Here is a 23,308-nt window from a genome sequence, read left to right on the forward strand (position 1 = left end):
GCCTTACTCCTGCCCGGACTTGGGGATGCCGCGGGCCACATCACCAGCCTCGCGATCACAGCGAGCAACCACCGCTTACCGGGAATGACTCAGTGGAGTGCACGTCGTCGTCTAACGCATCTCGCCCTGGCTCGTGGCTGCCGCCGTCACAGCCTTTGTCACGACGGCGGGGAGTTCGCTCGCCGGTGGATCACATCCCGCTGAGAGCTCGCCGAATCGTGCAGCGGAGCCAGTCGTACAGCACTGATGCCCCCGACCGCCTCGGCCGGGGGCATCAGTGTGTGGGGTATCGGTCAGCTGACTGCCGTGGCCTTGGCGAGGGCCTTGCCGAGGTGGCGGTCCACGAGGGCCGGGGAGCCGGAGACGATCAGCAGCAGGCTGCCGTCGCGGATCGCGGTCTGCTTGACCACGGTACTCTGTCCTGCCGCGGTGAACGTCAGAAGCTGGCTCCACTGCTCGGCACCGAGCGCGCGGGGCGCGGACAGCTTTTGCGAGGCTACGTCGACCGGCGTGCCGCCCGCGACGACCTGATAGGTCGGGCATCCGGTCATGGCGCCGAAGATCCGGGCGACACCGTCGGACAGCCTCTTCGCGCTGTCGCTGTACAGCTCCTCGGAAATCTCGGAGGAGCTGCCGCCGTAGGTGAAGTCCGCCTTCGCCTTGTGGGGGAAGGCGATGGTGCCGGCGGTCGCCGCGTTGCCGCCCAGTTCGCTCAGGGCCGGGCAGCCGATGGCGGTGACATCGTCGTGCTGGGCCGGACGCTGTGGCTTGGGCAGGTAGCCGCTGCCGAGGTCCCTCTGGTCGAGCAGGCGGGACTTGAGCGCGGCCGAGGAGAGGGCGGCCGTCTCCCGGACGCCGTTGGACGGCTTTCCTGTCCGGGTGACGGAGGGGGGCCTGTGCTGGTCCCCGGTGGTGTCGGTGGAGCAGGCGGGCAGGGCGAGGAGGGCGGCGGTGATGCCGAGGGCGGTAGTGGCGACGCGAACGCGCATGAGGAACTGACCCCTTGGTGCTAGGTGACGGGTGGTCAGTGCGGGCCCGTGGGCCCGGTGGGGTCGTAGGAGTGGTGGTCAGTGCCCGAGGTGGCGCAGGCAGTCCTCGAACGTGGCGTGCGTCGCGTCCGCCGGTCCGGAGTGCCGGTTGTACCAGGCGGTGTCGATGCGGGTCGCCCGCTGCTGGTGGCCTGCCCGGCAGCGCAGCCAGATCTCGCCATGAGTGGAGAGGATGAGCCAGTCCCGGTACGCGCCGCACTCGTCGCAGGCGGCCATCTCACCGTCGAGGACGAGGGGCTGCTTCCAGGGCATCATCTTGCCGTCAACCTGGTCGTGGCTCGGCACGCGCAACTCGGGCGGGAGGAAGTCGTCCATGACGGCGGCCGGCTCGGCGGGCTCTGGCTCGGGCGCCGGCACTCCGAAGCCGGGCGGGATCTGGCCCTGCAGCCGTGTGTGAAGCTCGGCGAACTGCCTCTGAGCTTCGCTCGGCTCCTTGGCCTGGCGGCGTATCCGGTGAAACACCCTGGTGTCCTCCTCGATCTCGGCACCTCGTCCTGCGCGTTTCATGATCGTGCCCCACGCCCCCGGCAGTTTCAATTCACAAGGTCCACAGTCGCTTTCGCTCAGGTCAGCTGGGATATTCGGGCGTCGTGGCTGTCCGGATAACGAGTTGGAGAAGGCAGTTGGCTCCGTGGCGAGACGGCGGTGCCACGATGTGCCCGACCACCCCTCGTTTTCTCTCCGGGCGCTCAACTCGTGGACGGCTCCTGGCTTGACGCACCCAGCCTGCGCCGTGCTCGTCTGTCCTGGGGGTGTACCGATGCCTACAGCCTCCGCATCGGATCTGGTTCGCCGCCGAGGTCCGATGTGGCGCACGATCATGCTGTGGAGCGTGGGGGAGCGGTGGTGATCCCTTCGCACGGTGATGCGCTCAGGCCGCACGGCGGCACTCGACGGGCTCACAGGGGTTTACGCGACGCCTCGTCGCTGCTGCGCCGCCTTCCGGGCGCGGAGGGCCTGGCGGTCGTCCCACGTGCTGCGGATCGGCTTCTTGCGGCGCTGGTCTCGGGCAGGTGGGAGGCGTCGGCGGGCAGGCCGGCGGCCCGTCGCATCCGCCACACGAGCACGTCGCTGACGGAGTCCGCCGTGCCGAGTTCGCGCCGTGCAGCAACGTCGGACAGGAGGGCGGCCGGGTCGTGGCCGGCGGCTTCGGCTTCCGCGATGCTCGCGGCCAGGGCGTACCAGCCGGATTCGGCGAGAATCTGCTCGGCCTGCTCCGGCAGCGCCTCGCGCAGGAGCACGGTCTGCCGCTGGAGCATCGGCCGGGTCACGCGTCGACCGCGCTGGTAGAGCACGCCGATGGGCTGGGCGGCGGCGGCATGGTAGGCGGTGCGCAGGTGGGTGGCGGCCCGGGTGGCGGCCTCGGCCTGCTGGGCGTGTCCCTTCCTGGCGTGCCAGTGGGCGGTGGCGGTGATGAGGAAGAACAGCATGTCGATCGCCATGGCCGTGGTGGCGCCGTCCTCACCGCGGCCGAGAGCCGGGCCGCCCTGGACGAGGTCGCGGGCGGCCTGCCGCAGAGCTCGATCGTGCCCGCGCATGGCGCGGACATGAGAGCGCGAGGCCCGTTCGAAAGCCGTTGCAGCAGCTTGTAGTTCGCGGCGGGTGTGGGCGGCGGACGTCTTCGCGAGGGCATCCAGGACCTCGCCGGCCGCTGCGATGTGGGCGGCGGCGACCGCGTCCTCGCCGTGCTCGACGACGAGTACAGCCTGCCACACGGCCGAGGCCGTGCTGCGGCGCGCGGCGGCCGGGCTGCCAGGCCCTGTACGGATCGCTTCCTCCGGCCGGGCCGCAGGGACATCCTGCGCGTCGCCGGACCAGCGCTCGCGGATGCGGGGCAGCGAAAGGTCAGGGGCCAGGCGCGCGCCGGGGTAGAACACCGGCTCGCCGTCCTTGTTGAGGTCGTCGGGCAGGGCGACCTTGTATCCGAGCAGGTCGCCGGAGGGCGCGGCGCGCTTGCGGATCAGGAGGCCGGCGGCGGCGAGCCGGTCGAAGAACTCCTCGTCGCTCCTCGCGCCGGCCACCGCCCGCCGTACGGTTTCGCGCAATTCCTCGCGGGCGGTGCGCTCGCGGCCCTGACGTTCGGCCTTGTGCCGTTCGGCGCTGGTGGGCCGCTGCGCGGCGGTGCCGTCGCCGGGTGCGACTTGGTGGAGGCCGAGTTCCTTCTCGATGAGCCGGGCTTCGGCCTGCGCTCGCTTACCGGATCGGTGATGGTCGGGGCGTCGGCCGTCTTCGCGCACGAGGGTGGCAACGATGTGGATGTGGTCATCGGCGTGCCGCACGGCGGCCCAGCGGCAGCCCGCGCCGTCGCCCGGGTCGATCCCTGTGGCGGCGACGATGCGACGCACGATGTCCGCCCACTGATCGTCCGTCAGGATCGGATCGTCGGGCGCGGCGCGCACCGAGCAGTGCCACACGTGCTTGTCGGGGCGCTGGTCCGAGGTGAGGAGATGGAGCGGCTGGTCGAGCAGCTGCCCGAGATCCTTCTTGGTGGCTGCCTTGTCGCGTCCGGGGTCAGGTGACATGCCGTCGAAGGAGGCGACGAGATGCGGATCGACGTGTTCCTCATGGGTTCCCTTGCCGTAGAGGTAGTACAGCAGGCCCAGGGTGTGGCTGCCCTGCTTGTGAATCTGTGGAATCAACTCGCCTCGTCTGTCTGTCGGTTGGCCACCTTGTCTGCAGCTTTCCGCACCGCCTCGGCCGCTCGGTGGACGTCGGCCATCACCTGGGTCAGATGGGGAACGTCACCGCCGGAGTTGAGCACCTTGGCAGCTTGATTGAGGTTGCTGCCGGCCCAGCCGAGCTGACGCCTCATCGTGAACAGTTCGGTGAGCACGTCGCGTTCGGTGGCGATGGCGGCGGCGGTACGGGACTGGTCGCGGGCCATGGCTAGCCCGGCGTAGGCGAGGAACCCCGCCACGCTCATACCGGTGGTGTCTGCTCCGGCCTGGATCAAAGCGAGTTCGGACGGGTTGAGGCGCACGCTGTGCGCGCGACGCTGCTTCTTGTCGCGCGGACGCGACCGCCCCTTCGGCCGCCCCTTGCGGGCGGCTATTGGCCGCGATCCGCCCTCGGTCGCAGCCTTCCCGACGGGCGCCCCCTGGTGCCAGTCGGGCCCCGCCACCCCAGGGGCGAGGACGGGTTCGGACGCTGCCCCCTCGGGGGAGTGTCCGAACCTCCATCTTGCTCGCCCGGAGACCGAGTTGGAGTCAGGAGCAGGTTCCGGGGTAGTGCCGGTCTTTGGCGCATTCGTCATCGGGTTTCGGGCCTCGTGGAGCGGGTTAGGTGCTGGAAGGTCGCGGCCAGTGCGAGGACGTCGGCTGGCCCTCGAAGGAGGTGGACGGGTCCATCGGGGTGGTCCTGCACAAGCCACTGGCCGGTCGGCGTGAGGACGGCGGCGTGCAGGAGGCGCCGGCGGACCAGGACGTGTGTCCAGGCGCTGGCCTCGGCAGCTGTTGGCTTGGACGGGCGAGGGGGACGCGGTATCACGGCGTGTCTCCTGGAACGGGGTGGGTGGCCCAGCACAGAGCCGGGCCACCGGTTGCGATGAGGGCGGTTGAGCCGAGGTTTTGCCGGGTCAGCCGCATTCCGGGCAGCGGCTGACGTGGCTGCTGAGCGCCCGGGCCATCCGCTGCTTCGCCGAGGCGGCGGTCTTCGCGCTTGACTTTGCCGCGGGCCTGTCCTTGTGCCGCTGGGAGTGGGCGACCAGGAAGCCGATCTCCCGCTCGTACTCCGCGCGGACGGTGTCGAACTGGTGGCAGGTCTTCATCGGGTGGTGTTCCTTCTCGTCGTGGTACCGCCGCTGCGCAGTTCCTGCAGGACGAGGCTTAGCCGGTCGTTCCGGCCGCCCTTCAGGCCCTCGCGGCGGAGGATCTCCCGCAGCTGCACACGGGTGACTGCTTCGTTGCCGTCCCGTTCGAGCAGGGCGGGTACGTGGGGGCGGACCTGCTGGACGAGCTGGTCCACCGACTGCTCCAGTTCCCGGGGCGGGCGCTGTGTCTGCGGGGTGCGGGGCCTGCCGCGCTTCCCCTTGTTATTCGTCCTGGTCTTCGTGGTTGTCTTCCGGCGGAGGGGGACCTTGTGTCCCCGGTCCCCGGTGGTGTCGGTCCCCGATTCGGTGTCGGTCGGTCCCCGGTCCCCGGTGGCGTCGGTCCCCGAATCGGCGGCGCTCGGTCCCCGACGCGAATCAGCGCCCTGAGCAGGGACTTCTCGCGCGCTGCCGCCGGTCCGCGCGTCCGCCGCGTCCCCCGTCGCAGCCTCCGTCTTGGCGGGACCGGTCCCCGGGACCGGGCAAGCTTCTGTGGCCATGGTCCCCGCGGCGGTCCCCGTTTCGTGACCTTCGGTCCCCGCGTCTGCCGATGCTTTTGAGTCCGCGATCTCGGGGACCGGTCCCCGAAGGTCACCCGGTCCCTGGTCCGGGTCCGGTTCGCCGGGACCGTGGGGACCGTGGACGGGGACCGGCGCATTCGACGTCGGCTGCGCGGGGACCGTGGCGGCCGTTGAGGTGCTGTACGTCGGGGACCAGGGAGACGGAAGTGGGACCGTGGCGAGCGCGAGGGCGTGCCGACGTGCGGCGAGTTGGTCGAGTAGCTGCGCGCGCTGGAGGGGGTCGGTGCCCACCGAGGCTCTGCCGACCGCCTTCGACAGGCGCCGGGTGAGTCGTCGGCCGCGTCGGTTCCGCTGCTGCTCGGGCGTGCGCTCGGCGAGGCGGGCGGCGAGCGCGACCGCCCGGGCGGTGGCCCGGTCCCGGGTGATCTGCGCGGCGTTGCGGTCTCGCGCGGCGATGCCGAGTCGGGACAGGAGCCGTTCGCGTGCCTCCCGGCCCAGGACGGCGATCAGTCCGTTGGAGGCGGCGCCCGGGGTGCGAAGGCGCAGTTCGATCCCCATCGCGAGGTGCCACAGCATCGCCGCCATGACCGGCCCTACGAAGGCCCGGACCGTCCCGCCGATGGGACCGCTCTCGGCGTAGGCGGGGATCACCTGCACCCCGGTGATCACCCAGACCAGCGTGCCCGGCACGCCGGGGGCGCCTTGGGCGGCCAGGGTCTGCCGGGCCATCAGCGCGGTCGCGAACAGGGCGAGTTCGGCTGCGGCGAACATGCCGGCCCGCTCGGCGGTGCCGGCCATGTCGAGGTAGTCGGCCGCGAAGCGCCACGAGGTGTCAGCGCTGTAAGCGGTGCAGCCCAGGGCGGCAACGGCGGCGACCTTGACCGCGGGGCCGCCGGGACGTTTCCGCGGGCGGGTTCCCCGGCGCCGGAAGGTCCAGGCGGTCAGCACGAGCGCGAGGACGGCGGGTACGGCGGCGGCAAGGAGGAGCGTGAGGTCCGGAGCGGCGCTGAGGGCCAGGACGGGGTGGGTCATGCGGCCTTTCCGAGAGGGGCGTGCGCCGGGCTCGACGCAGCCGGGCGGACAGTCGGCTGCCGGGTTCCGTGCGCGGCGGGCGTGGGGCTGCCCTTTGCTGGGGTGGGCTTCTTCCGCTTCTTCTTGGGGCGCGGCACGCCGTAGGTGCGGTCGCGGTCGAAGACCTTGTTGGCGGCCTGCCGGAGCAGGTCACGGGCGTGCTTGTGGCTGATCCGCAGGGCGGCGGCGAGCCGGTCGGGGCGCCAGCCGCGTACGTAGGCGTGGTCGATGACGACCTGCCGTTCGGCCTCGGTCAGGTGTACGTCGCGTCCCTGGAAGAAGGCGGTCACGCGCCGGTAGTCGAGGCGCTTGGGCAGTCCGTCGTGCCAGGGGCGCCGCTCGTCTTCGGTGAGGCCGCCCCAGATGCCCTCCTTGAGGACGTTCTCCAGGGCGAAGTTGAGGCAGTCGCTGCGTACTGGGCACCAGCCGCACAGCTCCTTTGCCTCGGCGATGGCTTCGTGGTCCCGGGGGAGCGGGAAGAACACCGCGTCGGCGTCCTCGATGTCCATGCCGTGGCATGCCCCGCGGGTGTGCCAGCTGGTGTCTGCGATGCCGCGCAGGCCGGTGGCTGGCGTGTCGTTGGTGGTGATGTGGCGCAAGCGGGTCTCCGATGTGCTGCCGCGCCGGCCGGTCAGGGGTCTCCGGCTGGGATGCGGCGTCGGGTACCGGCTGCGGCGCACGGGGGCGCCGCAGCCGAGGCGGAAGGGCGGTGTGGTGGTGCACCAAGCGGGGTGCACCGGCCTTTCACGCCGGTCAGGTCATGGCGGGCTGCTGGACCTTGTCCTGCTGGGCGGCGGCAAGGTCGAGTCGGCCGGGGTGCGGGGTGGCGCGCGGGGCGGTTGCGCGGACCCCCTCGTCGGGGCCGATCCGCCGGCGACGGCAGGGCTCGCCGGGCTGGGCCTTGCACCACTCGCAGCGCACGCTCAGAGCGTCGGGCTGCCCCTGGACGATGGCCGCCTCGCGTGCTGCCCGGGCGGGCCTGTAGGGCGCGAGGGCGGCTCGGGCAGCGGGCGGGATGCAGGAGCCGACCTCCCGCAGCATCCCCTCCAGCCGCGGATCGGTCCCCTCGCGACCGCTGGTGATCGCCCGGGCATGTGCAGGTTCCGCGAGGCCGGCGGCGACGGCGCGGCGCATGCCGGCCAGCTCGGCGGTCCAGGCGGCCTGGTCGTCCGGATCGGCCGTCGGCGTCGGATCGGAGTGCCGGGCCAGGCGGTCGCGCCGGTAGCTCTCCCAGGGACGGGCCACGTCCGCGGGCAGGATCTGGTAGGGCGAGGTGCGGATGTGCTGGCGGGCGGCGACGCGGGCGTCCCAGCCGTGCGGAGTGGCCATCGGCACGTCGCCGAGCAGCTCGTGCCACTGGGCGAGCTGGTCGCGCGCTTCGCCCTGGTCGGTGCGGGTGGTGCGGGGGTCGAGTCGGCCGATGTAGGCCAGCAGGGCGGCAGTTTCGCGGCGGTCCATGGCTACTCCGTTCCGGTCGGCTCGTCGAGAGCGGCGAGAAGTGCGGCGGTGTGGGCCTCGGCGCGGGTCATGCCGCCGGTCGGGGCGGGACCGCTGCCGGGCAAGGCGTACAGGCCCGGGCGGGTGGGGGCGTGTTCGCGGGCGATCCAGGAGCGCCAGTCGGCCGCCCAGGCACCCGCAGTGCGGGGACTGAATCCGGCGCGGTGGCTTCGCCACTTCGCGTCGGCCGCTCGCAGGCCCTCCTCGCCGAGGCGGTCGAGGTGTCCGTGCTGGCGGGCCCAGGCGTGGCTGTCTGGGTCGACCTGCCATGCGCCGGCCGGGGTGGCGGCAGCACCACTACTGCTGCCCTTACGGTTCACCTTCGGTTCTCTACGGTTCTGGGGGTCGGATCCCGCACCGTCCTGTGTACGGATTCCGGCACGTCGAGGGGTCGGATTCCGGCGGGAGGGGCCGGATTCCGTACCGGCCGGATTCCGGTGCGGGGGCCCGGAATCCGTACCCTTCTTGGGGAAGATTCCGTACCGCCGCAGGCCCTTGTGGGCCTCCTCGTCCAGGTCGGGGACCGGGTCGGATTCCTCCGGAGGCTCGACATACGCCTCTGGGTCCGTCCGCCTGGTGGCTGTGACCTTGGCCTGCCACGCGGCAGCGCGGGGCAGCCGGTAGACCGTGGTGCGCTGGGGGCCCTCCAGATGGCCGAGGACCTTGAGTTCCCCACTCTTGTCGAGGGCAGTGAGCGCGTCGCGTACAGCGGTGCGGGACGCGTTCGTGCGCTCGACCAGACTTGTGATGGAGGCCCAGGCGACGCACGTGTCGTCGGCGACCCGGTCGGCGATCGACAGCATCACCAGGCGGGCGGTGCCCCGGCTGGAGCTGTGCTCCCACACCCACTCGCGGGCGTCGACACTCATCGGCGGCCCCCGGTCATGAGAGCCAGCTGTCGCTTCGCCGCCTTGCGGGTGCCGTGCGGCGGGTGGGAGCGGCGAGTCGCCAGGACGAGGATGGTGGTCGCGCAGGCCGGACCCTTGGGTCTTCCGCGCAGGGCAGGAGGCATGCAAAAATCCCCTTTGCAGTGCTGCCACGCTGACGCGCCCCGTGCAAAGGGTTCAGCGTGGTGGTGGGCAATCTCCGTTCCCGTCGGGCCTAGCCGGGCTCTCTTGGGAGCGGTACGTGCCGCTATGCGTCCGGCGTCCGGGAGTAGCCGCTCTCGGGCGCCGTCGCTGTATGCGGATCTGCTCGGAATGCTCGGGACCAGCCGCGCTTCCTCCCACTCGTGGCCCCCCGGGGCGGGCTGCCCGAGGGGACGACGAACATAGCCACGGAGCCGCGACAAGATCCAGAGTTGGTTCTAAAACTCTGTAGTAGTTGCAGGGCGTGACCCCAAGCGGGCACAAAGTCACCTTTGCCGCGATCGGCCTCGTGCCGTTGACCGAGGCTTCCGATCGACCTGCACCTCCGACGTCGTGCGCGGTGCTGGTGGGACGGTGTGCGTCACGCCGCCCGGCGTAAGGGGTGCTGCGACATCGTGCGGACTTCCTGATGTGTGCGAAGGGAGGCGGAGGCCAGGCGCGGGGCGGGGCTTACTGCCGTCCGGTGAGGCTGGGAGCGAATCGGCAGGCCGCTGACGTGCAGGACTGCCTCGTTATCGCTAAGCTGAAGCTATTCTTGGCAGAAGCGAAAGTCAACACGATGTGCCCGCTTCATTTTGGAGAGAATCCGAGGTCAGATGCCTGCCCGCCGTTTTGACCGGGTCCTTGCCCGCCGTGTGCGGCGTGCTGCTGACCGCCACCAGAGCGAGGTGGCGGCAGAGCTGGGTACGACCGACTCCGCAGTGGCGAACTGGGAGGCTGGCCACACCTCACCCGACCCGGAGAAGCTGGCCGCCTACGCCGCGGCTCTCGGAAGCGATCTAGATGAGCTGTTTCCCCGTACCGGACTGCCTGATCTCGCCGATCTCCGCTGTGATGCCGGCATCTACCAGTACGAGACGGCAGCGGTGATCGGCACCAAGAGCGCCAGCCCTGTCGCGGCAGCTGAGCGTGGGGAGCGCCGGCTCCAGGCCAAGTACATCCCCGTCCTGGCTGCGAAGTACGGCGTCAGTGAGACGGAGCTGCGCCGGGCGGAGGATCGTTCCTTCGCTGCCGCAGAGGCGAGGAAGAACGGCACAGGGCGGGAGCCCGGCACCCAGGAAGCCACGGCTGCGGAATCGGGTGGGCCGCCGGAAGCCCTCAGCGAAAAAATCACCCTGATCTTGCAGCGCTCCTACCCGGGCCCGCAGGGGCCGCCCTCGGACGCGGAGATGGCGGCCGCGGTCAACGCCCACGCGGGCGCAGCGGTCATCACGGAGAAGGACTTCGAGGATCTGCGGACCGGTGTCACGGACGCGGCGGCGCCGGTGGTCCTGGACGCGCTGGCCGCCGTCTTCGGTGTGTCGCGGATGTACTTCGAACCGGACGAGGCCGTGGCTGCCCAGGTTTATGAAGGTCTGCAGCTGCTGGCCGGCGCGAGGCGGGGCGCTGTGGGCCGGGTGAGGGCCCGTGGCCTGGGCGGGCGGGGCCTACCGCCCAAGACGATGGCGCTGATCAACCAGCTGGCGGCGGAGATGGCGGAGCAGGAGGGCGGCTCCGCGTAGTGCGGCCTGCACCCCCGCGAGGGTGCAGGCCGGAAACGGGCTACGACTGCTGCTGGGGCCGCGAGCCCAGATCGTGCACCTGCCCTGCGGCGACGACGGCGCGGATTTCCTTGAGCACGCTCAGGTCGGTCAGTGGGTCGCCGTCGACGACCAGCAGGTCCGCGCTGAGTCCCGGCGTGATGCGGCCGGTCGACCCGCCGATTCCGAGAGCGTCGGCGGCGTCGGCGGTCGCCATGTCGAGGACCTGGTCGTTGGGCATGCCCAGGTGCGCGTAGAAGCCGAGCGCGCCGGCCAGCGTGCCGTCGAACCCGGTGCGCTGCACCCCGGCGTCCGTTCCGGCGATCAGACGCACACCGGCCTCGGCCATCTCCCGGACCTGCCCGAACAGGACCTTCGTGCGGTCCTCGCCGAAGATGCGAGCTGCCATTTGCCAGTGCGGGCTGACGGCCGGGCAGACCGCGATACCCCGCTCGACGATCTTTTTGAGGACCTCTTGGCGCAGGGCGAACCCGTCCTCCGTCATCCAGGTGCAGTGTTCGATGGTGTCCACACCGGCGTCCACGGCCGCCGCGATACCGGCCGCGCTGTGGGCGTGCGCGGCCACCGGCACCCCGGCCTGGTGGGCCTCGTCCACCAGTGCCCGCAGCTCGCCCGCGGAGAACTGGGGCTGCCAGCTCTTCGGCCCGTCCTTGGTAAGACCGCCCCCGCTCGCCATGACCTTGATCACGCGGGCGCCGGCCACCAGGTTGCGCCCTACCAGGTTACGGACCGCCGTCTCGCCGGAGACCTCGCCTCCCAGAAAGTGGCAGTGCCCGCCGGGCACCGTCAACGGCGTGCCCGCCGATACGATCCGCGGTCCCCGTGTGCGCCGCTGTTCGATCTCCTCGTTCAGTCGCAGGGCCAGGTGGTTGCGATCACCCAGGTCCCGGACGGTCGTGACGCCGCTGGAGACAAGCTGTTCTGCGCGCCGGCGCATGCCCGTGAGAAGGGCCTCGTCGTCCGACTCGCGGAGCGCGGCCAGCGGATCGGCGCTGCCGTCGAACACCAGGTGGACGTGGGCGTCGATGAGCCCTGGCACGACGGTCGCGTCGGGAAACGCGAGGTGCACCCCGTCCGACCCCGCGCGACCGGCGAGCCGCGTGCGCGGGCCCACGTCGGCGATCGAATCGCCCTCGACGAGGACGGCACCGTCCTCAAGGTACGTTCCGGAACCGGTCAGGACCCGGCCGGCCGTAATCAGCATGTGCTCTCGTCTCCTTGCTCTGCCCAGGTCACGCGGCCCGACGGAGGTTCTCCGACACCGCAAGCAGCTGGCGGACGTCCGCGTCCGTGCTGTCCCCCCTCGGTACCGCCAGCGCGACCGCCGGCCCGGGAGCCGGGACACCCTGCTTGACCATGTCGGCCGCGGTCCGCAGACGCTCGGCCAATTGCCCCGGCCCGAGGTCCAGCACGTTGATACCTTCCCACTCGTGCACCACGTAAGGGCTGATATCCACCAGTCCGTCACGGCACTCCACGATCCGCCGGTGGTACCGGCGATGCACGCCACGCGACCGCCACCGGTCCCACATCCCCTGTGAGGCGGGACGCAGTTCGTTCTCCGGATAGACCTCGATGAGCAGCTGCCACAGCGGGGCCAGCCGACGGTGATCCCGCCGCCGGCGCAGCCACAGCTTCGTGGCGGTGATCCTCGCGCGGGCCACGGAATAGGTGACGCCCGCAGCGAAAGCCAGGCTGGATACCACCAGCAGCACCGACACGTAGGTGTTGATCCGGATCGGCACGAGACCGCCGGTCCACCGGATGGTGACGAAGACGGCGCGGATCGCGCAGGCCAACGCCATCCCGCCCAGGCCGATCGCCGTCATCCACAAGCCGGTGGCGTACGGTCGGCCGGACAGGCGGGCGTAGCGGGCCGACCACCACCCCGCCGCTGCGACCGCGTACATCATGTACATGCCGGCGACGGTGTAGAACACGAAGATCGGCAGCACGGTCATGTCCACCGTGGCGTACGGCGCGCCCAGCTCCTGATGTGGCACGCTCACCGCCGCCACGGTGATCGCCACCGCGACTAGGACCATGACCACGCCCTCGCGCCGGGCGCGGCTGTGCGCGGCCGACCCGTCGGCCGAGTACAGGTAGAAGCACATCAGGAAGTACATGGCCAGCAGCAGAAGCAGATTCTGGACGAGCCGTGCCATCCCGTGGCCGGCCAGGGTGTCGATGCCGTGAGCGCCGCCCGGCATGGCCACCGGGTACGACAGACCCATGCTCAGCAAAGCGAGCGCCACTGACCGGGTCGGAGCATCGTGCGGTGCACGCCACCACAGGTAGAGCCGCCACACGACGGCACCCGCGATGATCAGCAGAAGGTACTTGGCCACGGTCTACAACCATCCTCGCCGGTCGCCCAGAGCAGCTTGCACCCGCCGCACGCGTGGATCCTCCGACAGCGCCGGGAGCGCGTCGACCACCGAGGACCACTCCAGGATGATGGTGGCCGCCAGCTCGACCGAGCACTCTTCCGCGTCGTCGTACGAGCAGCGCGCAGCCACCCGCCGGATCAGCGTGGGATCTAGGCCAGGAACGAGATCGGACCAGGACTCGACGAACTCCTCCGCAGGTACCTCTTGAGCGTTCTCCTTGCCCTCGCCCCACTCGGCGACGAGGACGTGGAGGACCTCGTGGAGGATGATCTGCCGCTGGTGCAGCCGGGTCGTCTCCTCCTGGTAGAGGATCACGTCCATTTGCGGGTAATCGATCCACAGCCCCGAGGGCCCCGGCTTCTCCAGCGCCCAGGGGCGCAGGACCATGGGCCGGCCCCGCCGTTCGCTGAGCGCCTTGACCAGGTTGTCCACGTCCAGCGGCGGGACGACGCCCAGGCTGCGTAGCTCTTGCCGCAGCCGACGGTGGAGGTCGCGTTCGACAGTGCGCCGTTCAGCCGTACGCCACCGTCCCAGCCGGCGCAGGCTCACCCGAGCTCTCGCCGGCACCGCAGATTCCGGGTCGCCACGGCGGCTTCCTCCGGGAGACATTGAGCAATCCCTTCGTACCGACTGGGACATAGCTCGCGCTCCGAGCCATGTCCCAGCCACCACGGGTCAACGTTGTCTGGCACCCCGGCGGTACGGACGAGGGCGATCACAGAGCCGTGGCCGGCACCGGAGGAAGTGTCCGTGTCCGTCTTCGTGAGCGGGTCACGCGGACACGGAAGCTCCACCCCGTACGTCTTTGGTCACTAGAGCGAACAGCAATCATCCCGCTAGGAATCCTTCGATGAGGTCCCCAGGGGCCACTCGGACCTTACGTGAAACCCGTTCGAGATCAAGGCTAGAAAGTACCCGTCGGTAGCCAACGCGGGGTGTTGACCGGGGTGTGTAAAAGTGTCAAATCGACTTACCGTTTTAACGATCATGAGTGTGACCTGGCGCTTCGTCTTGTGTTCATAGCGGTCACACTCCTCCCGCAGGCACGCACTTCTGTTATCTTTTCGAGATCTTCATGGGAGGAGTAATCGGGTATAGCGGTAATAAGTGCCAAGTTGGCGTCGGTCGTCGATGGGGAAAGTGTGGATGTGTGGGTGTCACCTCCGTGTGGCATGTGCTGGACGGTGTATCGCCATGCCGGTTGCGCGGTGGTGATATTTTTAGCCATTCTGGCGCGCTCTCTGGGTGACTTGGCGAGCGAAAGTATGTCCATTTTTAGTCGCTTTATCTGGTCATGGTGTGGAGATGGTGACGCGTCCGCACGGATCGGTGTGATCGCTCTGACGTTTCTCGATCGCGAATATGGTCAGGGGTAACGGGCGCACGGGTCACATGGGTGGCGTTCGGGCGGCGAGTTACCTCCGGGGCGGCTGGGGCAAGCCGGGTCGAGATGTCCTAGACGGGTGACCGGTCGGCTCCCAGGCCAAGGCGCATGGTGTCGACTAGCCGGCCGAGAGCAGCCTCGTATTCGGTGCGGCCGTGGGCGTAGGCTCCGTCGTCCGCGCGGGTGCCGGCCGCGGCGAGGTCACGTACATCCCGGAGGCGGCGGAAGGCGTGCTCGGAGGCTGCGAAGACGTCCGGCGTGGCCGTGACTGCCATCTGGTACCGCAGGCCGTAACACGGTGCGAAGCTGTCGCGGGCGGCGTGCTCCCGCTCGCCCGGACCCAGGTCATCGGTCCGGGCGAGGCTGCGGAAGGCGTTGCGGGCCTGGGAAAGGCTGACAAGGTACTCGCTGTACAGGATGCGGCGTGCAGCAAGCAGGCGCTCGTCTTTGTCCCGGCGCCATCGAGTGCGGTCGAGCAGGGCGGCGGAGGCAGTCGCGATCAGGGCGCCGACGACGGCGCTGGCCAGCGTTATCCACGGCATGGGGCAGACGGTAAAGCGGGGCGTCACGGTCGGTAAATGCGCACTGTTCGGCCATCGGTCCCATAGGGGGCCGTGCGCCGCTTCCCGAATGTCGGGTGAGCTGCATATGCGCTGTACCTGTGTCATCCGGCTGGCCTGCGCCCCCTCGGCGGCTGATGGCCGCCGAGCTGTCTCTACTCCTTCTGATTCGCGGGCTCGTGCTCCCGGATCGCGGTGTCGAGGGCTTCGAGAAGGCCGCGCAGCAGTTCCACGGCCCCGTCCCTGTGCTCGTTGAGCGCCCATGAGAGGGCCTCGATGTGGCCGGGGACCGGGGCGCCGCCGCCGGACGCGGTCTTGAGGATCTGCGCCACCCGGCCGCGGTTGATGGGCCTGCCGTTCTCCATCATCGAGGCCAGGTCCGCGGTCGCGGTGCGCAGCCAACCGAGGCTGTCGGAGGCGGTCGCGGGAGCGGCCTTGTGGGCGGGCGGGCGAAGGGCGGTTTGGTCCAGGACCTCCAGCTCCAGCCCAGCCGCTTCGCACAGTTCTCGCGCGGTGTCCCGGACTTCCTGCCCGACCGGGGTGACCGAGGCGAGCAGGTGGATGTCGGCTCCGAGCCGCTGGCTCAGCGTGACGTCCCGTCGGAGCTGTGCCTCGTCGAACTCCGAGGCTGAGGTCTTCACCTCTCCGGAGAGGACCTTCCCGTCCCAGATCCCGAAGATGTCCACCTCCTCCTGGCGGCCGTCGGCGAAGGTGACGTCAGTGCCGGGGAGGAAGTGGGAGCGCGGCTTGCGCCGGCACAGCTCGGCGATGACGAGCAGGTGCGGCAGCAGGCCGTTGTCGCTGGCTCGGTCGGTGAAGCTGTTGAGCCGGTAGTGCACGGCGGTCCGCACGTTGTCGGACTGGTAGGCGGACATGGCCCCGCAGCCGGGGCACCGAGGGGAGCTGCTGGTCTGGTTGAGCGGCACGAAGGAGCGGCTGACGCACGAGGGGCAGGTGCTCTCCAGGCCGCGCTCGGCCCAGCCGAGGGCGCACAGCCGTTCCAGAGCAGCTGCCCGGTCCTCCGCCCGGACGTTGGGCAGTTTGTCGGCGGGTAGATAGCGGCGCTCGGAGCGGCCGCCCCATGTGGCGGCCAGTTCGGCGAGGTCGGTGTCCGGGCTGCCGTCGGCCCGCAGTTCCTGCAGCCTTTTCATCAGCTCCTTGGACCGCGGTGTGGTCAGGGCGATGGCCGCCTCGTAGATACCCGATTCGAGGAGCGCGGAGCTGTCGGCGCGTTCGGTCAGGGCCGTGCCCAGGCGGCCGGCAGAGGACAGCTGGTGCGTGACGGTTACGTCGTCCAGCAGCTGCTCGGTGGCCTGCGGCAGCAGAGGGAACGTCACCTGGACGGCCAGCTGATGGCTGATATGGAGGAACGCGAGCTGCAGCGTGCCGTCCCGCCACTGGGCGTCGGGGTGGACGAGCCGGGCGATGGACGGGCGCGCGGGCAGGCCGAGCAGGGGCTCGCCCCAGAACCTCACGAGGGCCCCGGCGCGCCCGTTGAACCGGACGGGCTGGGCGAAGCGCAGAGTGCTCGGCCCGTCGGCGAAGACCTGCGCGTCGAAGGACGTCGGGACCCCGTAGTGGCGTTCGAGGCTCACCCAGTCCCACGGGTCCAGGTCCGTCCGGAAGGTGAACGGGGCGGTTCGGACGGGCGGTGCGGGGATGCGCGCTCCGGCCCGTGGCTCCTCGTCGGTGGCGTCCAGGCCGAGCACAGAGGCAAGCTCCCGTAGTTGCCCCGGTGATGCCGAGCGGCTGACGAGGGCGACGTCGGGGACGAACTGGCCTGGGCGGGACGCGAGGAGATACGCCACCTGCTTGGGGAAATCCAGCCAGTGCCTGACCACGTCGGCGCCGGGCAGCAGGAGCATCGGCATGTCGATCGTGTCCACCGGCCGCAGGGCTCGGGTGTTCCAGAAGTCGAGGCTGTCCGCCAATCCGTCTTCCTCGGCGACCCACAGGACCAACGGGGTGTGCCCCGGGGTGGCGCTCCGGTACTCGCCGAACTGGTCGACCGTGCCCCGGATCCTGGTGTCGCTTCGCAGCTGGTATCGGCCGAACTCGTCCTGCAACCCACTGACTCGGGCGTGCTCACGCTTGCCCGGGTCCACGCCGCCGGCCACAGCCAACTGCCACAGCGGCCCCTTGGGGCTCGCCGCGATCGGAGGATACGACGCATCCGTGAACTCCCTGACCTCGTCCGGGGAGCAGGTGAATGCCACCGCGTCCTTCCGTATGTCCGCGAGCGCGACGACGGGCAGCCTCAGACGCTCCGCGATCTCCCCAGCAGCCAGAGGATCAGCATCGACATTGACGAGCGCCTCGACGCCGGCGATACGGACGGCCTGCTCATGCTGCTCGGACAGACCCGATGCCGACGCCTCGACGATGGGCTCGGTCATGCCGCCCCACCGACTGCTGGCCTGCATCACCGCGACCCGGAACCCAGCCGCGCTGCCGCCCGCGATCAGGTAGGCCGCCCGGGAGGGAAGGACAGCGGCCTCCATGGCGGCCTGCCCGAGATATCTCCTCGAATTCACGACGCCAAGCCTCCCACTGCCATCGCCGAACGCGGCACGAGTCAACCCAGAACGGTGCGATTGGCTGCGGCAGTTGTTACCGAGAACGCTCCACGAGCTGCGGCTACGCCTCGCGCTGGTTACGCTACCTGTCACCAACTTGCCGTTCACAGGCTTGTTACCGCCCCGCGCCGATCTCACAAGGCGCCCCATCTGCGCCAGTGGCTGTGGGCGAGACGTTGACCGGGCTACGGGGCGACACGTGGGGCCAGAGTCGGCCTTCGTCGCCTCTGCCATCGTGGTTGCGCTTCCCGAGCTTGGCTCCACCGTGTTCCACCTCGATGTGACCGCCCCCGTGATCCGCCCCCGGCACCCCAGAGCTGACCACCCACCAGCACGACGCAGCACGACGCGGCCCCCCGGGGACCCTGTTGTCGATCTCGCCGGTTCTTGCGGGGCGCGGTCACGTGCCGAAGGGCGCGACCTGCTGCACGTCAAGGTCGTAGCGCAGCAGCAGGAAGTGGACGGGTGACGGTGCCGGGCCCCGTGACGCCGATGTCGGCTTGGGACTCCGCACCCAGGTTCAGGAGGACGGGGTGGTACTCCGGTTCGCCGCGAGTGCCCCAGCCGGCGCTGAACCGGCGCCCGTGTCAGGGATGGACGGCCTGGGGTGCGGCCCGTGGCTGGGCCCGCTTGATGACGTGCTCAGATGTCGATATACGGCTCCCCTTCGAAGGGGGAGCGGTTGGTCCTGATGGAGTGAACGACTACCTCCGCCATGGGGCGGCCGTCCTGGTCTGTCGGGACGTGGGCGATGGCGTCGACGACGTCTTGTCCTTGAGTTACTTCGCCGATGATCGTGTGCAGGCCGTTGAGCTCCGGCGCTGGCCGGGTCGTGATGAGGAACTGCGAGCCGATGGCATCTGGTTCGGTGGCAGTCAAGGCCAGCATGTAAGGCCGATCGAACGTCAGATCGGGATGGACTTCATTCGGGCGCGAGAACCCTGGGCCGCCGGTCCCATCACCCATCGGGTCTCCACCTTGGATCATGGCTCCGTCGATTACGCGGTGGATGATTGTCTCGTCGTAGATCGAGCCGATCCCGATGCTGCCAGTTCGCGGGTCTACCCAGCGCCCGGTCCCCGACGCGAGAGCGTGGAACTGGATGACGGGGTCCCTTACTTCTTCAAGGAACAGATTCACGAGGATCTGCCCCAGCGACGTGCTAATCGTCGCGGTGAATTCTTGCTGCATGTGATCCGTCCTGTGCTGCGACTTGCAGATGAAAGCGGCCTCATCGCATCGAAGCAGGCTATTTACCCTCACCGGCTTAAAGACACGGCGCCGACAGGTGGTGGTGGAGCAGCCTGCGAGGCTGGGCAGTCGGCGGCTCGTTGTTGCGGTGCCAGCCCGAGGGGTCGCTGCACCGGTTCGGTGTACGGGTAGCCAGCTAGATGCTGACGCTGCCCGAAACCATCAAGTTGCCAGGTCGGGTGGTGTGTCTAGTGGCTGGAATGTCCGGTGTTCAGGTCGAAGCACAGAGTGCCCAGGGTGGAGGCGAGCTCTTCTAGAGCGCGGATGTAGGCACGCAGTGTGAGGGGAAGGTGGGCGCGTTCCCACCGGGCCACGTCGCGCTGCCGGTGTGCCCACTCAGCTTCAAGACCGGACAGGGCTGGGGTGCTGTCGTCCAGGGCGTTCCAGACCAGACCGATCGCCAGGTCAAGGGGCTGTGCAGGGTGGATCTCGAGTTCGGCCTCGCCCCTGTGGTGTTCCTGGACGGTTCGGATTGTGGCGTGCAGGTGTCCGATCCGCAGAACCCGCTGGATCCACGCCGGCTGGCTGATGTGGGCGGGCAGTTCGGGGATGTCGGGAGGTGCCAGGAGCGTGGGCAGCAGTTCGGCCGCAGCCTGCCGGGCCTGGACCTGGGGTTTCCATTCTCCGGCGTGCAGTTGGCGCAGTGCGCTGGCGACGGCCTCGATGGCGTGGTCGACGGCGGGCTGCCATCGCGGCGGGTGCCCGTCACGGAACGGTCCGGACACCAGGTCCCGGCAGCGGTCGCCCAGCAGCAGCGGCGGGGACTGAAGGCTGGTGGCGTCCTGGGTGTCGCGCAGCGCACGGTTGTCGTGCAGGTCGTGGCGCCGCGCAGGCTCTTGCCGTCCACGGCCAGGGCCCGAAGCCCGTGGGTGTCCGGGCGGCGGTCGGCGAGCCATCCGCTCACCGCCCGGTCCAGTGCATCACCGTCGATGTGGGCGAGCAGTCGGCGGACCGTCGCTTCCGAGGGCACCAGCTTCCGGGGCAGTACTGGATCGGGGCGCACGCCGAGTCGCTCCAGCACATGCGGCGGGGCGTCCGCGATCCACTCGCCGACCGCCGGCATCGAGGTCGCGCCGGCCAGCACCGCGCACGCGGTCAGCGTGAGCACTAGGGCCAGGGCATGGCGCACGCCTCGCGGATCGCGTGGATCCGGGACCTGACCCAGCCGCTCCAGCAGGCCGGGCACCTCCCCGGGTCCGACGTCGGACTGCTCGCGGAACCGGTCGAGGGCCAGCGGAACCAGGGATGATATTTCGACAGGCACGGTCTTCCAGGCAGGTCAAAGGGCGCAGAGCACTCCATGATCACGGAAACCTTCCCGGCATGGTCCCCCAGTCACATCAACGCCGCAGCCTCGCCCGCCACCCAGGTCTGCCAGACATGACGGGTGCTCGGCAGATCAGGGCGGTCAAGAAGCCAGAGCACATACCCGGCGTGACACCGAGCCCACGGACTGTCCGAATCAGCCGCCCGATCGAGCCTGCCCCGTAGGTCAGCGCTGTCGACAGCCCGGGCAACCCGCACGTATTCGCGATCCTTACAGCGATACGCCCGCTGGACGACGATCTCGACCAAGTCGGTGAGCTTCGCCCTGACCGCATCCTCCTGGCGAACACGGGCCACCTCTCGAATCAGGCTCTGCTTCGTACCCCACGCCTTCGCATGCTGCGTCCACTCCAGCGGGTACCTCGCCTCCCACTCCAGGAAGAGCAACACATAGGGCAGTCCTGGCCACGTCGCCAGATCCCCGCCCACAGGACCACCCCACAGCCCATCAGGCAGCGAACACCTCTGGGTTTGCTCATGTCTCCGGCGCGCCTGCAGAAAGGCCGGCTCCCGATACTGCTCGTCCGTTCCAAGGGGCCGCGTCAGCAGCCACATCTCGTTGGACCGGGCGAGCGCGTCAGTGACCTTCCTCTGGGCCTCCGCCAGATGGAGGAGCGCTGCACCTCTCGCAGCCGGATCCTCCGCTATGAGTCCGAACGCCCAACCCAGTCGCTCAGCCCATGCAGAAGCGTCGTCCGCATCAGTACCTGCCTCTTCAGCCACGCACAGGATCATCTCCTAGCGCAGTGATGGTGCAGGGCCGTGGTCACGCAAGGGCTCCGAGGCGCGACGGACGTGAGCAGGAACCGCCCGCTCGCCTCCTCTTTACCTCAAGTGCTCGCGAAACGGACGTCCGTCGACTACGCCGAAGCCTTGTCGGACAGGTAGGGGCGGTTCGCGTACAGCTGGCGGTCTGCCGCGTTCCGCGAAGAGAAAGCCGATCGGGCGCCGCGATGTCAGTTTCCGCCGCTAACTTGGCAGTCGACGCACTCGGAAACGCACGCCACCGCAGTTCGACGGCCGGTGAGCCTAAGAGGTCCTAAGAGGTCCTAACAGAAGTTGTTGAGCATGTGACTTTCGGCTTGGGTGGTCGTTGGTCTGGTCGTGGGGAAGAGGGAGTCGCGGCCGTGGATCGTCTCTGACGAATTGTGGTCGCTCATCGAGCCGTTGCTGCCTGAGCCGGCGCCGAAGGTGGTCGAGGGCCGGCCGCGGGTGCCGGACCGGCAGGCGTTGTGCGGGATTCTGTTCGTGCTGCATACCGGCATCCAGTGGGAGTACCTGCCGCAGGAGCTGGGCTTCGGTTCGGGGATGACGTGCTGGAGGCGTCTGGCCGCCTGGAACGAGGCTGGCGTGTGGGACGCACTGCACCTGGTGCTGCTGAACAAGCTGCGGGCCGCGAAGAAGTTGGACTGGTCACGGGCGGTGATCGACTCCTCCCACGTCCGGGCTGCCCGACGCGGCCCAAAAGCGGACCCAGCCCGGTCGATCGCGCACGGCCGGGCAGCAAGCACCACGTCGTCACCGACGCCCAGGGCATCCCGCTCGCGGTGTCGCTGACCGGCGGAAACCGCAACGACGTCACCCAGCTCCTGCCCCTGCTCGACAAGATCCCGGCCGTCGCCGGAGTCGTGGGCCGGCCCAGACACCGGCCCGATGCGCTCCTTGCCGACCGCGGCTACGACCACGACAAGTACCGGCGCCTGGTGTGGCAGCGCGGCATCCGCCCGGTCATCGCCCAGCGAGGCGTCGAACACGGCTCTGGCCTGGGCATCTTCCGGTGGGTGGTCGAGCGCACCATCGCCTGGCTGCACGGCTTTCGCCGCCTGCGCATCCGATGGGAACGACGCGACGACATCCATGAAGCCTTCCTCGGCCTCGCCACCTGCCTCATCACCCACAGACACGTCCGACGCCTTTGTTAGGACCTCTAAGACAACCGAGACGCGGACGACTGCATCCGCAAGCAGCCCAACTTGCGGACGCCTTCCGGCGAAACGGTGCCCCCTGACTGTGGCCACTACAACGGCTGACCCGCCCGCCGACCGGCGCTGGCGACACGGGCTTCACGTGGTTCGGAGCCACCCGAACACCCCGTGCACGCATCCGCGGGGGTCGGTTCCAACAGGGCGCGGAGTACGAGCTTGGCAGCGGCGCCGTGACCCTGCTCATCCGCCTCGGCGCTGAGCCCGGCGGTGGGCACCGGCGGGGCTCACCACGCCCTTGGCAGCCCGCCGTTCGCAGCTTCATGGACGGTGATGCCAATGGAGAGAACAGGCCGTCGGTCTCCTGACAGGTGGTGTGCCGTGCCAGGGAAGACAGCACGCCACCTGGCTGGAGCCCGCGGCGGCGCCGGCGGGACCGGCGACTTGAACGACCGGTCGTCGCTGCGAGCAGTACGTCCTCCTGTGCCAGGTCAGAGATGGTCCCGTAGCCAGGTGAGGAGCCATCCGGCACCGGCGGTCCTAACGGCGGTGCCGGCCCCGCGGATGAGTCCGTTGAGCGCGGCGCAAGGTCACCGTTGCTGCCTGCGTGAGCCCGGCGACGAGGACGTCGTCGATGCGGTAGCGCCGTGCCCGTTCGTCCCGCTGGAGCAAGGGGCCGGCGCCGTCCGGACCGACCCGGCGCTGGACCGCCTTGATGCTGGTCAGGATCCCACCGGTCCGTGAGATGGGGATCGGGTTGGTCGGATGGTGAGCGAAGGGCTGCTGGACGTCGTCGTAGGAGGCGGTGCCGCCCAGGTCGGTGATCCGGCGCAGTACCTCCCGGGCCCCGGGCATCAGTACCGCGATCAGCGCGACCAGCGTCTATTCGCTCCAGCCGTAGGCGAGGTCGGCGTCGGCCAGATCCTGCGGGCCGGGCCGGGGATCCCTGGTCTCTGGAGGCATGAGCGATCACGATCAGCAGCAGTCGGCCCCGCGCGGCGGCAAGGTCCAGGGTTTCGGCGTTGTCGCGTGACGTCCGGTTCGTGACGATCTATCAGTTCGGCGGTGTCCCGGAACGTGACAGCGCGCCCCGCGCGATGGCCACCTGGCGCAACCTCGTCATCGGAGCCCTCCGCACGACTGCAGTGCAGAACATCGCGGTCGGCCTCCGCCGCAACGCCCGCGACCCTCGCCGCCCCCTTGCACTCCCGCGGGATCACGAACCGGACGTCACGCGACTACGCCGAAGCCCTGGGTGGGGACCGGCGGGGCTGACACCCGTGGCGGAGCCGAGTGCCCGCGAGATATCTGGCGCCGGGCCGTTTGC

At 69.6% G+C, this 23,308-nt stretch carries 21 protein-coding genes and 1 pseudogene; 3 read left to right on the top strand and 19 right to left on the bottom strand.

The genetic code is table 11. The annotated features are described in order from the left end of the window. Nucleotides 1-293: 293 nt before the first annotated feature. The 9 genes from ACZ4N4_RS45755 to ACZ4N4_RS45795 form a co-directional block, all read right to left on the bottom strand. Nucleotides 294-989, bottom strand: a complete 696-nt coding sequence (locus ACZ4N4_RS45755; protein ID WP_467600670.1) for a hypothetical protein — start codon at nt 987-989, stop codon at nt 294-296. A gap of 78 nt (nt 990-1,067) precedes the next feature. After that, a complete protein-coding gene (locus ACZ4N4_RS45760) occupies nt 1,068-1,556 on the bottom strand; it encodes a hypothetical protein (protein WP_467600673.1) in 489 nt (162 codons plus the stop codon). 392 nt (nt 1,557-1,948) lie between these two features. Then, nucleotides 1,949-3,688 carry a relaxase/mobilization nuclease domain-containing protein gene (locus ACZ4N4_RS45765; protein ID WP_467600676.1) on the bottom strand — a complete coding sequence of 580 codons (1,740 nt, stop codon included), beginning with the start codon at nt 3,686-3,688 and terminating at the stop codon, nt 1,949-1,951. Next, a complete protein-coding gene (locus tag ACZ4N4_RS45770) occupies nt 3,685-4,101 on the bottom strand; it encodes a plasmid mobilization protein (RefSeq protein ID WP_467600732.1) in 417 nt (138 codons plus the stop codon). The genes ACZ4N4_RS45765 and ACZ4N4_RS45770 overlap by 4 nt, the downstream gene beginning before the upstream one ends. A 522-nt stretch (nt 4,102-4,623) precedes the next feature. Beyond that, a complete protein-coding gene (locus ACZ4N4_RS45775) occupies nt 4,624-4,815 on the bottom strand; it encodes a hypothetical protein (RefSeq protein WP_467600679.1) in 192 nt (63 codons plus the stop codon). Then, the gene (locus ACZ4N4_RS45780; RefSeq protein ID WP_467600681.1) at nt 4,812-6,407 is read right to left on the bottom strand and encodes a hypothetical protein; all 1,596 of its coding nucleotides are present in this window, start codon (nt 6,405-6,407) and stop codon (nt 4,812-4,814) included. The genes ACZ4N4_RS45775 and ACZ4N4_RS45780 overlap by 4 nt, the downstream gene beginning before the upstream one ends. Further along, nucleotides 6,404-7,045: a WhiB family transcriptional regulator gene (locus tag ACZ4N4_RS45785; protein WP_467600684.1), complete on the bottom strand. Its 642-nt coding sequence runs from the start codon at nt 7,043-7,045 to the stop codon at nt 6,404-6,406. Before ACZ4N4_RS45785 ends, ACZ4N4_RS45780 begins: the two co-directional genes overlap by 4 nt. Before the next feature lie 154 nt (nt 7,046-7,199). Further along, nucleotides 7,200-7,904, bottom strand: coding sequence for a zinc finger domain-containing protein (locus ACZ4N4_RS45790; RefSeq protein WP_467600687.1), 705 nt, complete (start codon nt 7,902-7,904; stop codon nt 7,200-7,202). A 2-nt stretch (nt 7,905-7,906) separates the two neighbouring features. After that, nucleotides 7,907-8,812: a helix-turn-helix domain-containing protein gene (locus tag ACZ4N4_RS45795; RefSeq protein WP_467600690.1), complete on the bottom strand. Its 906-nt coding sequence runs from the start codon at nt 8,810-8,812 to the stop codon at nt 7,907-7,909. A gap of 815 nt (nt 8,813-9,627) precedes the next feature. Here ACZ4N4_RS45795 and ACZ4N4_RS45800 point away from each other — a divergent pair. After that, complete coding sequence (locus tag ACZ4N4_RS45800) at nt 9,628-10,533, top strand: helix-turn-helix domain-containing protein (protein WP_467600693.1); 906 nt, start codon at nt 9,628-9,630, stop codon at nt 10,531-10,533. 40 nt (nt 10,534-10,573) lie between these two features. Here ACZ4N4_RS45800 and ACZ4N4_RS45805 read toward each other — a convergent pair whose 3' ends face one another. From ACZ4N4_RS45805 to ACZ4N4_RS45840, 8 genes and pseudogenes are all read right to left on the bottom strand, one after another. Next, nucleotides 10,574-11,776, bottom strand: a complete 1,203-nt coding sequence (locus ACZ4N4_RS45805; RefSeq protein WP_467600696.1) for an amidohydrolase family protein — start codon at nt 11,774-11,776, stop codon at nt 10,574-10,576. Between the two features lie 28 nt (nt 11,777-11,804). Beyond that, a complete protein-coding gene (locus ACZ4N4_RS45810; RefSeq protein WP_467600699.1) occupies nt 11,805-12,920 on the bottom strand; it encodes an MAB_1171c family putative transporter in 1,116 nt (371 codons plus the stop codon). Nucleotides 12,921-12,923: 3 nt separating this feature from the next. Then, the gene (locus tag ACZ4N4_RS45815; protein WP_467600702.1) at nt 12,924-13,529 is read right to left on the bottom strand and encodes a hypothetical protein; all 606 of its coding nucleotides are present in this window, start codon (nt 13,527-13,529) and stop codon (nt 12,924-12,926) included. An 888-nt stretch (nt 13,530-14,417) separates the two neighbouring features. Continuing rightward, entirely contained in the window at nt 14,418-14,888 is a 471-nt protein-coding gene (locus ACZ4N4_RS45820; protein WP_467600705.1) for a hypothetical protein, read from the bottom strand. Between the two features lie 173 nt (nt 14,889-15,061). Further along, complete coding sequence (locus ACZ4N4_RS45825) at nt 15,062-17,440, bottom strand: hypothetical protein (RefSeq protein WP_467600708.1); 2,379 nt, start codon at nt 17,438-17,440, stop codon at nt 15,062-15,064. 684 nt (nt 17,441-18,124) lie between these two features. Continuing rightward, a complete protein-coding gene (locus ACZ4N4_RS45830; protein WP_467600711.1) occupies nt 18,125-18,673 on the bottom strand; it encodes a peptidylprolyl isomerase in 549 nt (182 codons plus the stop codon). Between the two features lie 248 nt (nt 18,674-18,921). Further along, on the bottom strand, nt 18,922-19,629 hold the full coding sequence (locus tag ACZ4N4_RS45835; RefSeq protein ID WP_467600741.1) for a hypothetical protein: 708 nt from the start codon (nt 19,627-19,629) through the stop codon (nt 18,922-18,924). A 53-nt stretch (nt 19,630-19,682) separates the two neighbouring features. After that, nucleotides 19,683-19,862 (bottom strand): annotated as a pseudogene (locus ACZ4N4_RS45840) (transposase family protein); the annotation flags it as partial. Here ACZ4N4_RS45840 and ACZ4N4_RS45845 point away from each other — a divergent pair. Further along, nucleotides 19,854-19,982: a hypothetical protein gene (locus ACZ4N4_RS45845; protein ID WP_467600744.1), complete on the top strand. Its 129-nt coding sequence runs from the start codon at nt 19,854-19,856 to the stop codon at nt 19,980-19,982. The pseudogene ACZ4N4_RS45840 and the gene ACZ4N4_RS45845 overlap by 9 nt on opposite strands. Nucleotides 19,983-20,068: 86 nt before the next feature. Here ACZ4N4_RS45845 and ACZ4N4_RS45850 read toward each other — a convergent pair whose 3' ends face one another. Next, nucleotides 20,069-20,782, bottom strand: a complete 714-nt coding sequence (locus ACZ4N4_RS45850; RefSeq protein WP_467600714.1) for a hypothetical protein — start codon at nt 20,780-20,782, stop codon at nt 20,069-20,071. Nucleotides 20,783-21,190: 408 nt separating this feature from the next. Here ACZ4N4_RS45850 and ACZ4N4_RS45855 point away from each other — a divergent pair. Next, a protein-coding gene (locus ACZ4N4_RS45855) for an IS5 family transposase (RefSeq protein WP_467600735.1) occupies nt 21,191-21,981 on the top strand; the annotation gives its coding sequence in 2 pieces (ribosomal slippage) (nt 21,191-21,524 and nt 21,524-21,981; 792 coding nt in all). A 540-nt stretch (nt 21,982-22,521) separates the two neighbouring features. Here the strand turns inward: ACZ4N4_RS45855 and ACZ4N4_RS45860 are convergent. Further along, the gene (locus ACZ4N4_RS45860; RefSeq protein WP_467600717.1) at nt 22,522-22,836 is read right to left on the bottom strand and encodes a hypothetical protein; all 315 of its coding nucleotides are present in this window, start codon (nt 22,834-22,836) and stop codon (nt 22,522-22,524) included. Nucleotides 22,837-23,308 lie beyond the last annotated feature (472 nt).

The sequence above is a fragment of the Streptomyces sp. NPDC026538 genome (genome assembly GCF_055567535.1).